18 protein-coding genes are annotated in these 14,349 nt (G+C 33.9%); 4 read left to right on the forward strand and 14 right to left on the reverse strand.

The annotated features are described in order from the left end of the window. Window positions 1–28: 28 nt before the first annotated feature. A complete protein-coding gene (locus QLQ95_RS11345) occupies window positions 29–286 on the reverse strand; it encodes a hypothetical protein (protein WP_482503869.1) in 258 nt (85 codons plus the stop codon). A 283-nt stretch (window positions 287–569) separates the two neighbouring features. Here QLQ95_RS11345 and QLQ95_RS11350 point away from each other — a divergent pair, with 283 nt between their 5' ends. Together QLQ95_RS11350 and QLQ95_RS11355 are read left to right on the forward strand one after the other, a co-directional pair. Beyond that, on the forward strand, window positions 570–1,325 hold the full coding sequence (locus tag QLQ95_RS11350) for an NUDIX hydrolase (protein WP_095927996.1): 756 nt from the start codon (window positions 570–572) through the stop codon (window positions 1,323–1,325). Window positions 1,326–1,388: 63 nt separating this feature from the next. Beyond that, the gene (locus QLQ95_RS11355; RefSeq protein ID WP_095927995.1) at window positions 1,389–1,709 is read left to right on the forward strand and encodes an MmcQ/YjbR family DNA-binding protein; all 321 of its coding nucleotides are present in this window, start codon (window positions 1,389–1,391) and stop codon (window positions 1,707–1,709) included. A 4-nt stretch (window positions 1,710–1,713) separates the two neighbouring features. Here QLQ95_RS11355 and QLQ95_RS11360 read toward each other — a convergent pair whose 3' ends face one another. From QLQ95_RS11360 to ahcY, 10 genes are all read right to left on the reverse strand, one after another. Next, window positions 1,714–2,322: an alpha-ketoglutarate-dependent dioxygenase AlkB family protein gene (locus tag QLQ95_RS11360; protein ID WP_095927994.1), complete on the reverse strand. Its 609-nt coding sequence runs from the start codon at window positions 2,320–2,322 to the stop codon at window positions 1,714–1,716. Beyond that, the gene (locus tag QLQ95_RS11365) at window positions 2,309–2,554 is read right to left on the reverse strand and encodes an Ada metal-binding domain-containing protein (protein WP_482503871.1); all 246 of its coding nucleotides are present in this window, start codon (window positions 2,552–2,554) and stop codon (window positions 2,309–2,311) included. Before QLQ95_RS11365 ends, QLQ95_RS11360 begins: the two co-directional genes overlap by 14 nt. Before the next feature lie 384 nt (window positions 2,555–2,938). Next, window positions 2,939–3,652: a 2OG-Fe(II) oxygenase gene (locus tag QLQ95_RS11370; RefSeq protein WP_482503873.1), complete on the reverse strand. Its 714-nt coding sequence runs from the start codon at window positions 3,650–3,652 to the stop codon at window positions 2,939–2,941. 82 nt (window positions 3,653–3,734) lie between these two features. Beyond that, the gene (locus QLQ95_RS11375) at window positions 3,735–4,577 is read right to left on the reverse strand and encodes a bifunctional helix-turn-helix domain-containing protein/methylated-DNA--[protein]-cysteine S-methyltransferase (protein ID WP_482503874.1); all 843 of its coding nucleotides are present in this window, start codon (window positions 4,575–4,577) and stop codon (window positions 3,735–3,737) included. Between the two features lie 222 nt (window positions 4,578–4,799). Continuing rightward, complete coding sequence (locus QLQ95_RS11380) at window positions 4,800–5,261, reverse strand: GNAT family N-acetyltransferase (RefSeq protein WP_320493351.1); 462 nt, start codon at window positions 5,259–5,261, stop codon at window positions 4,800–4,802. 18 nt (window positions 5,262–5,279) lie between these two features. Next, the gene (locus tag QLQ95_RS11385; RefSeq protein WP_095927989.1) at window positions 5,280–5,612 is read right to left on the reverse strand and encodes a DMT family transporter; all 333 of its coding nucleotides are present in this window, start codon (window positions 5,610–5,612) and stop codon (window positions 5,280–5,282) included. Window positions 5,613–5,651: 39 nt separating this feature from the next. After that, window positions 5,652–6,731, reverse strand: coding sequence for a hypothetical protein (locus tag QLQ95_RS11390; protein ID WP_482503875.1), 1,080 nt, complete (start codon window positions 6,729–6,731; stop codon window positions 5,652–5,654). Between the two features lie 10 nt (window positions 6,732–6,741). After that, entirely contained in the window at window positions 6,742–7,026 is a 285-nt protein-coding gene (locus QLQ95_RS11395; protein WP_095927987.1) for a hypothetical protein, read from the reverse strand. 275 nt (window positions 7,027–7,301) lie between these two features. Next, window positions 7,302–9,620, reverse strand: coding sequence for a patatin-like phospholipase family protein (locus QLQ95_RS11400; protein ID WP_320493348.1), 2,319 nt, complete (start codon window positions 9,618–9,620; stop codon window positions 7,302–7,304). Window positions 9,621–9,823: 203 nt separating this feature from the next. Further along, entirely contained in the window at window positions 9,824–11,140 is a 1,317-nt protein-coding gene (ahcY, locus tag QLQ95_RS11405; protein ID WP_320493347.1) for an adenosylhomocysteinase, read from the reverse strand. A gap of 317 nt (window positions 11,141–11,457) precedes the next feature. Here ahcY and QLQ95_RS11410 point away from each other — a divergent pair, with 317 nt between their 5' ends. Then, window positions 11,458–12,108, forward strand: a complete 651-nt coding sequence (locus QLQ95_RS11410) for a 4'-phosphopantetheinyl transferase family protein (RefSeq protein ID WP_482503877.1) — start codon at window positions 11,458–11,460, stop codon at window positions 12,106–12,108. Window positions 12,109–12,160: 52 nt separating this feature from the next. On the opposite strand, the gene QLQ95_RS11415 is transcribed toward QLQ95_RS11410, so the two are convergent. From QLQ95_RS11415 to QLQ95_RS11425, 3 genes are all read right to left on the reverse strand, one after another. After that, a complete protein-coding gene (locus QLQ95_RS11415) occupies window positions 12,161–12,559 on the reverse strand; it encodes a group III truncated hemoglobin (RefSeq protein WP_095927984.1) in 399 nt (132 codons plus the stop codon). Then, window positions 12,556–12,843, reverse strand: coding sequence for a hypothetical protein (locus tag QLQ95_RS11420; protein WP_095927983.1), 288 nt, complete (start codon window positions 12,841–12,843; stop codon window positions 12,556–12,558). The genes QLQ95_RS11415 and QLQ95_RS11420 overlap by 4 nt, the downstream gene beginning before the upstream one ends. 82 nt (window positions 12,844–12,925) lie before the next feature. After that, a complete protein-coding gene (locus QLQ95_RS11425; RefSeq protein ID WP_095927982.1) occupies window positions 12,926–13,522 on the reverse strand; it encodes a Crp/Fnr family transcriptional regulator in 597 nt (198 codons plus the stop codon). A gap of 95 nt (window positions 13,523–13,617) precedes the next feature. Between QLQ95_RS11425 and QLQ95_RS11430 the strand changes: the two genes are divergently transcribed. Beyond that, on the forward strand, window positions 13,618–14,346 hold the full coding sequence (locus tag QLQ95_RS11430; RefSeq protein ID WP_095927981.1) for a phosphoglycerol geranylgeranyltransferase: 729 nt from the start codon (window positions 13,618–13,620) through the stop codon (window positions 14,344–14,346). Window positions 14,347–14,349 lie beyond the last annotated feature (3 nt).

Below are 14,349 nucleotides of genomic sequence, written 5' to 3' on the forward strand. Positions count from 1 at the left end.
ATTATAAATTATAAAAATGTGTAGGTATTTATTTTAAAACGTTATTTATAAAATCCATTGCACCAATTCCTTTATAAGATGCATACAAAGCTTTTTCATAAGCTTCTCGCTTTGCTTTTTTATCTTTTGCATCAGTTTCGACGATCATTTCATTGAAAATTCTCTCCTGTTCTTCGCTATATTTTAGAGATTCTTCCAGAAGATATGTTTTCGAAACAAATCCGAATGAAGACCAGATTCTGGTTCTAATTTTTTTATTGATGTCTTTTAAAGGATTGGCAATCATAACTTCTGTGTTTAAATTTCTACGCTCACTTGAAGAAAAATGGAAACAGCTTGTATTATTTTTCTTTGAATTTGATTCTAATTTTAACAATTAAAATCATTAATGTGTTATTATGACGCAATGTACTTATTTTTTTTAAATTTGATTTTAAATTTTCGTTAAAATTGTAGTTTCAACACTTCTGTTTTAATGAAAATCAGCGCTTTGTTTTTTAATATATTTCAGTTTTATAAAAATGAAGTAAATTGCAGTGTTATTAAAAGAAAGAATTTATACGAATCTGATGTTAAAAGACATTATAGATAATAACGAAAATTATCAACCAGGACTTTCTATAGACTGTGTTATTTTTGGTTTTCATGACAATCAGTTAAAAGTTTTATTGATTAAAGTGGAACGTGCCAATAAATGGTCTTTGCCCGGCGGTTTTATTCCTGTAGATCAGGATATTGATACGGCTGCAATCACGGTTCTGAATGGCAGAACAGGTGTTGATGGAGTATTTTTAAGGCAATTTGCAACGTTTGGAAAAGTAAATCGTAACCATCAGCATTTTGATAAAAAAATCTTGGAATATCTTCAAATTGAAGAAGAAAAAGGAAAATGGCTAACACGCCGTTTTGTTACAATTGGATATTATGCTTTGGTGGATTTTTCTAAAATTCTTCCAAATCCAACAGGCAGATACGAAATAGTGGAATGGATTGATCATAAAGAAGTTCCTGAGCTTATTCTAGATCATAAGGAAATTTTGGATAAAGCTTTAGACACTTTGCGTACAGAATTAAATTTAATGCCAGTGGGTTACAATTTATTGCCAGAGAAATTTACCATTCCAGAACTGCAAAAATTGTACGAAACGATTTTGGATAAAAAATTAGACCGACGAAATTTTTTACGCAAAATCACCAATATAGGAATTCTTAATAAATTGGACGAAAAGAAAAGTAACGTAGCACACAAAGCTCCAAACTTATATTCTTTTGATAAAGAAAAATATGATGAGGTGCTTAAAAACGGACTGAATCAAGGGTGGTAAATTTTACATAACGAAGACCGAACAGGTTTTTAAAAACTGTTAGGTCTAACTAAAAAAGCCGATATGATTTCAATTGAAGAATTTAGAAAATTAGCAATGTCGTTTCCAGATGCGACTGAAGAACCCCATTTTGAGAAAACTTCCTTTCGAATCAAAAAAAAGATTTTTGCCACTTTTGACGAAAAGAATAATCATGCGGTTTTAAAACTAAACGAAATAGATCAATCGGTTTTTTGTGCGTCAAGCGAAAAGATTTTTTATCCAATTCCAAATAAATGGGGAGCGCAAGGCTGGACTATTGTTGAGCTTTTAAGAGTAAGACCCGAAATGTTCGAGGACGCTTTAATACGTTCGTACGAAAATGTTGCTACAAAAAAGAAGTAATATTTTATCTCACAATAGTTCTAAAAGTCAAATTTACTCGAGGTTTTTGAGTTGTTTTTGTTGGAGGTAATCGATGCAGCCAATGCGTTTGTGTTTCGTCTTTCATAACCAATAAACTTCCGTGTTCCAGAATTAGAGAAACGGTTTCTTTAGATTCTTTATGTTTGAAGGCAAATTTGCGTTCGGCACCAAAACTTACCGATCCGATTGCGCCATTTTTTTTCAAATCTTTCTCAGCATCGCTGTGCCACGCCATTCCTTCTTCGCCAGTATGATATAAATTCAGTAAGCAAGAATTGAAAGTTTCTCCCGTTTTCTCTTCAATGATTTTCTTTAACTTTAAAAGTTCAGGAGTCCAAGGCAACGCTTTTTTGGTCGTATTCGAATACGTATATTCAAATTCCTGATCGCCGTACCAAGCCACTTTTCGTTTGGTTAAAATTAATTTTCCGAAGATCACCGCTTCGTCATTTTTCCATTCAATTGTATTTAATAAGACATCGCGATAGAAATCGGCTTCCTGTCTGGAGAAGCATTTTCCATAATAATTCACCGTTCCATCTTTCGGAAGCAGATTGGTTGTTTCGTCTGTTTGAGGATTAAATAAGTCCATTTTTCCATTTTTGATATTCCGATTTCATACAATGCCCGCAAGGCCTGAAACTATTTTGTTTGGCGTCATTTTCAGATAAAAAAAAAACACGATTTTCTCTTTTCATTCTTTTTCCCGAAGAGCATTTGAGCGTTCCGTAGATTTTTAGTTTTTGATTGCCACCGAAACAAATTTCGCCTTTTTTAATTTTACGAAGCAATTCAGAATCGGTTATTTTTTGATGATTAATCATGAAGTTATAAGTTTTGTATTGTAGAGACGCGCTGCAGTGCGTCTACACAAAGATTGGTTTTTAATCTGCCACAGATTAGAAGAATTATTAAGATTAAAAATCTGTTTAAATCTGCGGTATCTGCGAGAAAAATGTCTTTGTGGATTAACGTTGTGCAGACGCATTGCAATGCGTCTTTTGAGTGGATAAATTTCTCGCAAAGTCGCGAAAACGCAAAGTTTTTAGATACAGTTTCTATAAAGTTTGTCATTTCGACGAAGGAGAAATCTTCGCAAGTAACTCCGAAACGAATGTCCAATCTTTGTCGAGCTTCTCGCGAAGATTTCTCCTTCGTCGAAATGACATAAAATGAGAAAAAACTTTGCGCCTCTGTACCTTTGAACCTTAATTTAACGCATCATGAAAAATAATTCCCAACGTGTATCTTTCGCCAGAAAGGACTTCGCTTACCCCATGTTTCATATTCACGCGATAATATCCTTTTGTGCCTTTTACTGGCCTGAAATTAGTTGTAAAAACAAGAATATCTCCCTTTTTAGGTTTTAAGACAATGGCTTTCGATTGTGCTCGTGGAGTTTGTTGCGTAAGCACAAATTCTCCGCCAGTAAAATCTTCATCAGGTTCGTTTAGAAAAAGCACAATTTGAATAGGAAAATATACATCTCCATATAAATCCTGATGTAAAGTATTGAATCCGCTTTTTCCATATTTTAAAATTAAAACAGTCGCTTTCAGCTGATTATTGTCGTGACATTTTTTCAATAATTCTTCGTGTTTGTTAGGGAAAACGGTATCGATGTTCAATGCTTTCATCCAAGAATTAGCAATCGAAGCTAGTTTCGGATAAATTGAAGAACGAATATCTTGAATTAAATCAGGCAACGGATAATTGAAATATTTGTACTCGCCTAAACCAAATCGATAGCGTTCCATAACAACGGTTTTTCTATATAAATTCGGATTATCATAATCGAATTTTAAATCTTCGCATTGTTCGTTATTAAGCACTTTTGGAATAATGGCAAAGCCGTTTTCGTGCATAGATTTGGTGATGCTTTCCCAGTCTTGAGAAGCGATTTTTGATTGTATAGTTTGCATGGCAATTATATTTTATGAAATTTTCAATGAAGATCAATCATTGAAATTTGGAATTTGGGATTCGAAATTTGGAATTTTGTTTTTATGGTTTTATTTGAGCACCTTCCCAGCCAATAATGGCTGTTTTTCGTGTATTTCCCCACATATAGCCACCAAATGTTCCCGAAGATTGAATTACGCGGTGACACGGAATTAAAAACGCCACAGGATTACTTCCAATTGCTGTTCCAACTGCTCGTGATGCATTTGGTTTCTGAATTTGGTGCGCAATAGTTCCGTATGTAGAAAGCTGTCCCATTGGAATTTTTAGTAAAGTTTCCCAAACTTTCAATTGAAAATCGGTTCCTTTTAAATGTAGTTTGATTTCAGATAATTTGCTCCAATCGTTTTGAAAAATGAATAAGGCATTTTGCTGTAATAAATCTAGTTTTTTCGAAAATTGAGCATTCGGAAATTTATCTTTCAACGCAATAAATCCGGTTATTTCATCTTCGGCGAAAGCCATAAAACAAACGCCCTTTTGAGTAGACGCAACGATAATATTCCCAAATGGACTTTCGGCAAAACTATAATTGATCTCAAGATTTTTTCCTCCATTTTTATATTCTGCAGGTGTCATTCCTTCGATATTTACAAATAAATCATGAAGTCGGCTGGTTCCTGAAAGGCCAGTTTCAAAAGCAGTTTCAGATATTGTGGCTTGATTTTCTTTAAGTAACTTTTTAGCGTGTTCGATGCTGGTATATTGTAAAAACTTCTTCGGACTTGTTCCTGCCCATTCACTAAAAAGTCTCTGAAAGTGAAACGGACTTAAATGCACTTTCTCAGCCACCTCATCCAGATTGGGCTGTTCTTTAAAATTAGCTTTGATATAATCTATAGCTTCAGCGATACGATTATAATTTATGGTTTCCTGTGTGTTCATCTTCTTTCCATTTTATAATACAAATATCGATTGGTTTTAGAAGGTATAAAATCCGAAACTTGCGGAAGTTTTTTTCTAACCGCAAAGAGCGCGAAGATTTACGCAAAGTTCGCTATGTTTTTTCTTGTAACGGTGCAAAGGGTTCGTCTTTTTGTCATTTCGACGAAGGAGAAATCTCCGCAAGTAACTCAACAAAGATTGGCATAAAGCCTTGTACAAAAATTATAAATTTTTCTCCATTTTGTAATTAATCAATTCAACGCCCAAGCGTACGTTTTTTTGCTCAGCTTTTGCAACAAATCCTTTCTTTTCAAAAAAAGGTTTGGCAGTAATGCTAATATCCGAAGTTATCATTTTTGAATGCTGTTTTTGAGCTTCAAGTTCTAATTTGGTTAAAAGTTTATCTGCAATTCCTTGTCGTTGAAAATCTTTGTGAATGTAGAAAAAATCAATGTAATCTCCATCTTTTAAAGTTGCGAAGCCTGCAATTTTGTTTTCAATTACCGCTAATAGAACGTATTGTGTTTCGATAACGGCAATCCAGCGTTCTGTATTTTTTACGCCAGAAATCCAAGCTTCTCTTTGCGCTTCATTATAATCCTTTTTGCATACAGATTGTATGGTTTCGATATACAATTGCTGCATTTCGTTTAAATCTGAAATTGTAGCATTTCTAAAAGTCATTTTCTCCTAAGATTTAAATTAGTGAGCAGTAGTTTTAGAAAAAACATTAATTACAATAACGCCAATTACAATCAATGCAAGACCAATTATTGCTGGCAAATCTGGAATTTCTTTGAAGAAAAGAGCGCCAATTGCAGTAATTAAAACAATTCCGACACCAGACCAAATGGCATAAGCAAAACCAACCGGAATGGTTCTAATGGCAAAACTTAAAAAATAAAATGCACCACAATAACCAATAATAGTAATAATGCTTGGAAGCAATTTGGTGAATTCTTCAGATTTTTTTAATGCTGAAGTAGCAATAATTTCGAAGATTATGGCAAGGCCTAAAAATATAAAATTCTTCATAGTTCACTTTTTTACAAAGGTAAACTTTAAAGCTGAAAATTATTTAAGATTATCTGTTCTAGAAGAAACACTGATCAGCTTGTATCCGTTTTCTGTTCTTAGAAATTCAAAATGATCTTGCCCGCGATCGGTTTGCTTTTTTGGATTGATAACAATATCCATTGTTGGATAAATCCAATCTTTAGATTCATTACAATTGTTGAAGTAAATGTCGTATTCGCTTGATTCAAAAATAAACTGATTTAATCCGTCAGAAGAAATAAAGTAATCTGTTTTTGGATTTTTAAGTTCCTGTAGTTTTAGTTTTAAATAGGTATAATTTTGATTAATGAATTGGGTTTTCGAAGCATTTATCCAGCCGTCTGGTTCTTTCCAATAAGTGATTTTGTCGAAGGTGTGTTTTTCTAAATTGGCTTTGGATAAATCCTTAAGGAGAGTATTTTCTAACCAATATTTAAACTCTTTATCAAAATTTATGAAAGAATAATATTGTCCATCAACTCCAAGAAAACTGTCCCTTGTTGGATCTTTGCTAGGTTCTTTTGACTTTTCTAAAGAATAAAAATTCAAATCATCATTGTAGGAGAAATTTTCAATCAGGACTTTGTTGTTGATATCGATTAAAAATTCTTTTCCTCCTGTCAAGAAAAAATGTTCTCCGTCTTGTTGCTTTTTGGCGTCTTTTAAAACCGTTATCATTCCGTTTGTAACTTTGCTTAAGGCGCTGTATTCTGCTGGAATTGCAATTTTTCCTTCGGCATTAAATACTCCCATTTTATCAGTTTTACGATCTGTAAATCTTATAAAACCTTCGTTTTCGCAGTCAGGACCATTATCAAATACATACAGGCTATCTTGCCCGATAATCTTTCCTTGTTTGGTTAAATAATAGCTGTTCCATTTACCGTTTTCTTCTTCAGTAACAGCAATTATATTTTCGAATTTGCGCGCAATGGTAAAACCACTAAACTTGGGTTCTATTTTGATTATTCCATTTTTGTCTTTAAACCCGGTTAATGTAGTGTCTTTGTTAGGAAATGCAGTCCAGATGTCATTGCTTTGAGCAAATGTTAAAGAATTAAAGAGAAAGAATAGAATGAGGATAAGGATTTTTTTCATGAAAAGGCAGTTATCGAATATGAACTTCTGTTTCGTTGTTTCTTGCTTCTTCAAAACAATCAGAACATAACATTTTGAAATCGGCAAGAGATTGAAAAGTTTCTGTCCATTCTTCTCCATTATCCAAAAGATATTGTTCGCAGGAACCGCACCAAGCAATTTGTGGAAGATCTTCCTCGGCTTCTGAATAGAAAAATCCAACTTGATTTTTTGAATCTATTGCAGTTGCGATATGAATGCAGGTAAAAGACATTTCTTTTGAGCCGTGTATGTCGCAGGAAATTTTTTCGATCATTTTTTGAATTTTAAAAAGCTTTAAGTTCAAATTTAAAGCTATAAATTAAAAACCTTGTAAATGTCTTGTTAAATTAAGTCGTTCTTGATCTACGTGAGCGTGAGGGATAGAAGTAGGCTACCAAAGTAGCACGTATAGCCCGACAGCATCCCGATAAGAAGGCGAATGAGCATAAAGTATTTTTGCCCTCTTATCGGGATGGTGGCACGCCCAGATTGTTTTTTTGTTTAAAGTTTCAGGTTTCAGGTTTCAAGTTTAGGCGTTAGGTTTTTCTTTTAAGGATTAAGGGATAGTCCAACGCTAAAAAATAATCGTACTTTGTCGATATTATTGATCCATGAAGTATCGAAATGGATTGGGCCTAAAATGGATTGATAGGAAATTGCGGCGCCTCCCGATATTACGAGACTGGTCTCGATATTTTCGTCCCAATTTCCTTTTGGATTGAAGGCATGTTTTAGATAATCGTTAAAAGTGTCAAAACCTACAGATGCGATATTGAAGTGGGGCGTTAGATAAATTTTTCCGATTAGATTGATCTGAGATGCAAGTTTGACTCCCATATATTGCGTAACATTAAGTTCGTCTTCATGGAGCCCAGCAAACGAGAAGCGATTGCTGCCAGAACTAGGTATAATACCGCCTATGAAATATTTTGCAGCATAACCAAATCCTGAAAATGGAATATCGTCATGTTTAAGTTTGTCTTGAAAAATAAAATAAGAATCAAACCCTACGATTCCTGTAATTTTCTTTTTTATAGGCAATCTCTTTTCGTAGGTTAAACCAAATTTGGTGTAGCCATTTGTTGAGCCAGAAACACGTGTTAAGTCTGGATCTGAAAATGCGGCATTAAGATCGGTAAGAAATGACCGTGCTATGTTTGATTTTATAATGGTTCCGTTTGTGGCAAAGAAAACTCGATCCATGTCATTATAAGAATAATGCAGGTTGAATTCGATGTTGTTAAAGTTGTAGTCGTTAATACTCACAGAATTTGGGTTGTATTCTCGGTCATATTTTGGTTTTAGATTCGTATAGCTGTAATTTAGTCCAAAGCCTAAATAGCTTTTCAGGGAATTTATGTTTCTGTTTACTTCACTGTTGATTTCAAAAGTATTGTAGAGTATATTGTCTGATGCTTTACCATTTATATAAATTTCTTGACGGAGAAAAGCTCCATAAGCTTCAGTTGCCCACCACCATTCTCTATGGCCTCCAAAATTTTTCTGATAATTGATTCTAGCTTTTGGCTGTTCGGCAATATCGGCAGTTATCAAAAGTCGTGAGGCATCAGCTAAGATATTTCTTCCGGTGTAGTTAAAAATTATTCCAACACCTCTATATGTATCATAATGCACTGATGTGTTTAGCTGATTTTTGGCACGTTCAAAACCAAACAATGTAATGCCTAATTTATCACCGTCTTGGATGAAATAACTGTATGTAATCTCATCAAAAAGATTGGTTCCCATTGCTCTGTTAATGCCTGCTATTAAATCTTTTGTAGTGTATTTTACATGGGTTTTAAGATTGGCTCTTCCAACAACAAGAGGAAGATTTTCGGGGCTTATTTTTTTATAAACAATGGTGTCTAGAACAAACTCATTTGGCATATCGGGCAATTTGTGCGTTCGCTGCTGAAATCCTTTTAATTTTTCTGAAAGAGCAATTAAAGCTGGGAGATTTTGATTTGTTGCTATTTTTCCATCTTTGTAGATTTCGTTGCTATCGGCAAAATCGGCTGTTGAGAAACGGAGATTGGGTAGATGATCAACCAATATATTACATAAATCACGATTTGCAGGATTTTTAATGTTACTCGGAAACATACTGGTCTGCATTAAGATCGTCATAAGATTGTTTAGCTTATCTACGGGTTCCATTCCGCCTCCGACGTCACTTCCAATAATAATGTCGGCCCCCATTTGTTTGGCAACATCTGTTGGGAAATTATTCAATACTCCGCCGTCTACTAAAACCGTTTTTCCGTAAGGCATTGGCTTAAAAATAGCGGGTAGCGACATACTAGCGCGCATAGCGTAGGATAAACTTCCTTTGCTTAAAATAACTTCTTTTCCTTCTACCAAGTCCGTAGCCATGGCTCTAAAGGGAATCGGAAGACTGTCAAAATCTTTAACATTGTATACAGGGAAAGTTAATTCAGAAAGGTATTCTCTTAGATTTTGATCATTTAATAGAGAACCAATGCTGTTAAGTTTCCCGTCTTTAACACCTATTCCGACTAAATATCGTTGAAATTCTCTTTTTTCTTCGGCACTTACAGATCGTAGCGCCTGTCCTCCGCCTAGGAGTTTATCCCAATAAATATCTTTGGTGATTTTTTCTATGCTGTCACCAGAATATCCCATTGCATACAAGCCACCTATAATACTTCCCATACTGTTTCCAACAATAAGGTCTGGAACGATGTGAAGAGAATCTAATTTTTGCAAAAGAGGAATATGTGCAATTCCTTTTGCGCCGCCACCACTTAATACTAATACAACTTTAGGCTTTTTTTCCTGAGAGAAAAGAAAGTGCGGAAGGGTTAATAAAAATAAGAAGACGAGTAAATAAGATGTTTTTTTCAATTTTTTACTATTTAAGTATTTGATAAATAGATTCTTATTCTGGTTATTAAAAGTAAGCAGATATTTATAAAAGTACAATTTTTTGATAAAAATGTTTTGCCTGAAACATAAAAACAGAAAACCCGACAAGTTTTTAAAACTTGTCGGGTTTGAAATATGTAATTAAAGAAATCTAAAATCAGAAATCTTCAATCTAAAATCAATTAGTATCTGTAGTACTCTGGTTTGAATGGTCCTTGAACTTCAACACCGATGTAAGCAGCTTGATCTTCTCTTAGAACTTCAAGTTCAACACCTAATTTAGCTAAGTGTAAAGCAGCAACTTTTTCATCTAAGTGTTTTGGTAACATGTAAACTTCGTTTTTGTAAGCTGCGCTGTTGTTCCATAATTCGATTTGAGCCAAAGTTTGGTTTGTAAATGAGTTACTCATTACAAAACTTGGGTGACCTGTAGCACAACCAAGGTTTACCAAACGACCTTCAGCCAAGATGATGATATCTTTTCCGTTGATGTTGTATTTGTCAACCTGAGGTTTGATTTCGATTTTAGATGCACCGTGGTTTTTGTTTAACCAAGCCATGTCGATTTCGTTATCGAAGTGACCGATGTTACAAACAACAGTTTTATCTTTCATTTGCTCGAAGTGCTCTCCAAGAACGATATCTTTATTTCCTGTAGTTGTAATGATGATATCAGCATTAGCAATTACAGTGTTTAATTTTTTAACTTCATAACCGTCCATTGCAGCTTGTAAAGCACAGATTGGATCAATTTCAGTAACTGTTACAATAGAACCAGCACCTCTAAAAGAAGCAGCAGTTCCTTTTCCAACATCACCGTATCCGCAAACAATTACTCTTTTCCCAGCTAACATTAAGTCAGTTGCACGACGCACAGCATCTACAGCAGATTCTTTACATCCGTATTTGTTATCAAATTTAGATTTAGTAACAGAGTCATTAATGTTAATTGCAGGCATTGGTAAAGTTCCAGCTTTTACTCTTTCGTAAAGTCTGTGAACACCAGTTGTAGTTTCTTCAGAAAGACCTTTAATTCCAGGAACCAATTCTGGGTAACGATCAATAACCATATTAGTTAAATCTCCACCATCATCCAAAATCATGTTTAATGGTTTTCTGTCTTCTCCAAAGAATAAAGTTTGCTCAATACACCAGTCAAATGATTCTTCGTCAAGACCTTTCCAAGCGTAAACTGAAATTCCAGCAGCAGCAATAGCAGCAGCAGCCTGATCTTGAGTAGAGAAAATGTTACAAGAAGACCAAGTAACTTCTGCACCAAGAGCAATTAAAGTTTCGATTAAAACAGCAGTTTGAATCGTCATGTGTAAACATCCAGCAATACGAGCGCCTTTTAATGGTTGTTCGTCTTTGTATTCAGCGCGAAGTGCCATTAAACCTGGCATTTCAGCTTCAGCTAGTTCAATTTCTTTTCTTCCCCAAGCCGCTAGAGAAATGTCTTTTACTTTGAAAGCCACGTAAGGCGTAGTCGTTGTACTCATTTATATTATATTTGTAGAATTGTAAATTTTTTGCAAATTTAAGGAATAGCTTTTTATTTTTACTAATTTCTGACAGATTTGTGAAATCTTTAATTTCTTAATCTCTAGAATGTTAGTTTCTGAATCGTTTTAAACCATATAAGTAATATAAGTTCATTTTAAAAAAGATTCTGAAACTATTACCTTTGCTGCAAATTGCTTATATTTACTAATACATTTTTTGAACCAGCAGTTATATCTTCTTAAATGACTTATATGGTTTAGTAATCAAGAAAATAATTTATCATTCACCATTCATAATTTACAATTAAAAAGTAATGCCTTTATTTCAGACCATACAATTCAATGAAACGACTAAAATTTTAATTTGGGAAATCACAGAATCTCTCGAAGAATTATTGAGTAAAGTGGTGTTGAAAGAAAAAACACAAAAGAGATTGGACGGAATGAAATCGCAAATGCATCAGCGTGCTTTTTTAAGTGTTCGTATGCTGATTCAGGAAATGGGTTTTACAGATAAAGATTTGCATTATGATGAGTTTGGAAAACCTTATTTTGATTGTGATAATCATATCTCAATTACACATTCTTACCATTTTGCGGCGATAATTATAAGCAAAGAAAAGGTTGGAATTGACATGGAATTGCAGCGAGAAAAAATCCAGAGAATTGCAGATAAGTTTACAGACTTTGAATGCGATTATTTAGATCCTTCATCTATAGAAGAATACATAAAAAAACTTACCGTAATCTGGGGAGCCAAAGAGGCGATCTTTAAAATCAGAAATGAAAAAGGAATCAGTTTTAAAGATCATATTAAGGTGAGCAACTTTTCTTTAGGAGAAACCCAAACGCAGGCAAGTCTTCATTTTGATAATCTGATCAAGGATTTTGATGTACATTATCAAGAAGTCCAATCAGATAATTTTGAGGGTAAGTTTACTTTGGTTTATGCTTTTGAGAAATAGATTTTTAATATAAAAATTCCAAATTCCAAATTCCAAATTCCAAGATTTATATTTAAACTTCACTTTCTTTTTGACGGTGCTGAAACATGCTCATGTATAAAAAAGTGCTCATTTTTCGAGCGCGTCTTTTTAATGTTTCTGCGTTTTCGCCTTCAAAATGTTCGTCAATAGTTTGAAACCAATGATTCAACCAGATTCCGAATTCGTTTGTTGTTATTTTTTCGTCAAAATGAGCGTCAACTTCATTGTGGACCGCATGAGGATTTCCTTTGTATTTGCGAACGCCAAATAGATTGGTTTCCCAAAAATCAGTCAGTTTTTCGAGATGAGCGTCCCAATCAGAAATCATTTCATTAAAATAAAAGCCGATTTCTCGATCGGCTCTTATTTTAGCATAAAACTGATGAACCAAAAAGGAAACATCAGCTCTATTGTCTATTTGTTTTTTCATAGAATTAAACTATTTAAAAGTATAAAGAACAAACTTAAAAATGCACTTAGCATTATAAGGTTGAAAACTACTTTATGTTTCATTTGTGCCAAAATAGATGTGTTTGCAAAAACACAAGCTAAAACAATAATTCCTAGCTGAATCATTTGCGGAATTGAAGTTCCATTGGCTAAAACATACATAGCTGCAGCGCCTCCTAAACAGCTTTGTCCAATAACTGCCATTGCAGCAGAGCCCATATAGTTTCTATTGAAAATGTCGAATGTTGTTTGATATAGTGTCATGGTATTCAGTTTTTTATACCAACAAAATTACGCCTACAATAGTGCTGCGTTTTATGATTAAAATCATAAAATGGGATTTTTTTTATCTGTATACTTTTCGGTTAATAATCTTCAATTCGCCTTTTTTCTCCAATGCTTTTATGGTTCTAATAACTGTTTCAACACGTAAACCTGTTAAGTCTCCAATTTGCTGTCTGGTAAAATTAATCAGATATCCATTTTTGTCTTTTTGAAAATTGAAATAGGCAATACCGTGATCTATGAGCTTCAATACACGATGTTCGGGTTCGTGTGTAGAAATTTCGGCGGCCATAACCGATTTATAATACAATCGCTGCGCAAGATTCTCAATTACTTTAATGCTGACTTTTGGGTTTTCTTCTAAAAGCTTCATAAAGTTTTCTTTTGGAAGAATGAAAACCTCAGCTTTTTCTACAGCAATAGCATTTGCTGGATATTTTTGGTTTAAAAATAAAGGTGGTTCGCCAAAAGATTGTCCGTTATAAAATATACCTTGAATAAATTCTCGTCCGTCATCATTATAATTACTCATTTTTATTTCACCCGAAATAATCTGATAATAGTGTAAGGGCAGATTTCCTTCTTCGAAAATAATGTCATTTTTATCAAATGATTTTTTTGCAACACCATATTTTTCTAGTAATTCAACTGTAATCATAATGTATTATTTATGTTATCAAAAGACGTAGAACAAATATAATTTATTCAAAATAGTTCTTCTGCATTAAAAAACTTTTACTTTTACACCTTGGTATGCAAGAACAATTACTCACTATTAGACAACAGATTTTAGAAGCTAAAAGCAACGGTCAAAAACTACTGGCAGTGCTTTTGGATCCTGATAAAATTGTACTGGAAAATTTAAATCATTTAATTGATAAAATCATTCAGTCTCCAGCAACTCATATTTTTGTGGGAGGAAGTATTGTTCAGAATAATATTTTGGAGGAATTAATTACGGCATTAAAACAAGAAACGAATCTGCCTGTTATTTTGTTTCCTGGAGATCCTTCGCAGATTTCACCAAAAGCAGATGGTATTTTGTTTCTGTCTTTATTATCTGGCCGAAATCCCGATTATTTAATTGAATATCAAGTTCAGGCTGCTCCAATTCTTAAGAAAACAAACTTAGAAGTTATTTCTACTGGTTATATTTTGATAGAAAGCGGTAACGAAACCGCTGTTGCTCGTGTAAGTAAAACGAAACCCTTAAGTCGCGAAAATCTTGATTTGGTCTTGGCGACAGCACAGGCAGGAGAAATGTTAGGAAATCAACTGATTTATTTAGAAGCCGGAAGTGGCGCAAAACAGTCTGTTCCGACAGAAATGATTGAGCTGATTTCTCAAAATATTAAAATTCCTGTTATTGTTGGTGGAGGAATTGTAGATTTGCACGGAATTCAGAAAGCATATAAGGCTGGTGCAGATTTGGTTGTTATTGGAACTGCTTTTGAAAACAACAGTCATTTTTTTGAACAATAAACG

Source organism: Flavobacterium sp. B330r (assembly GCF_056824325.1).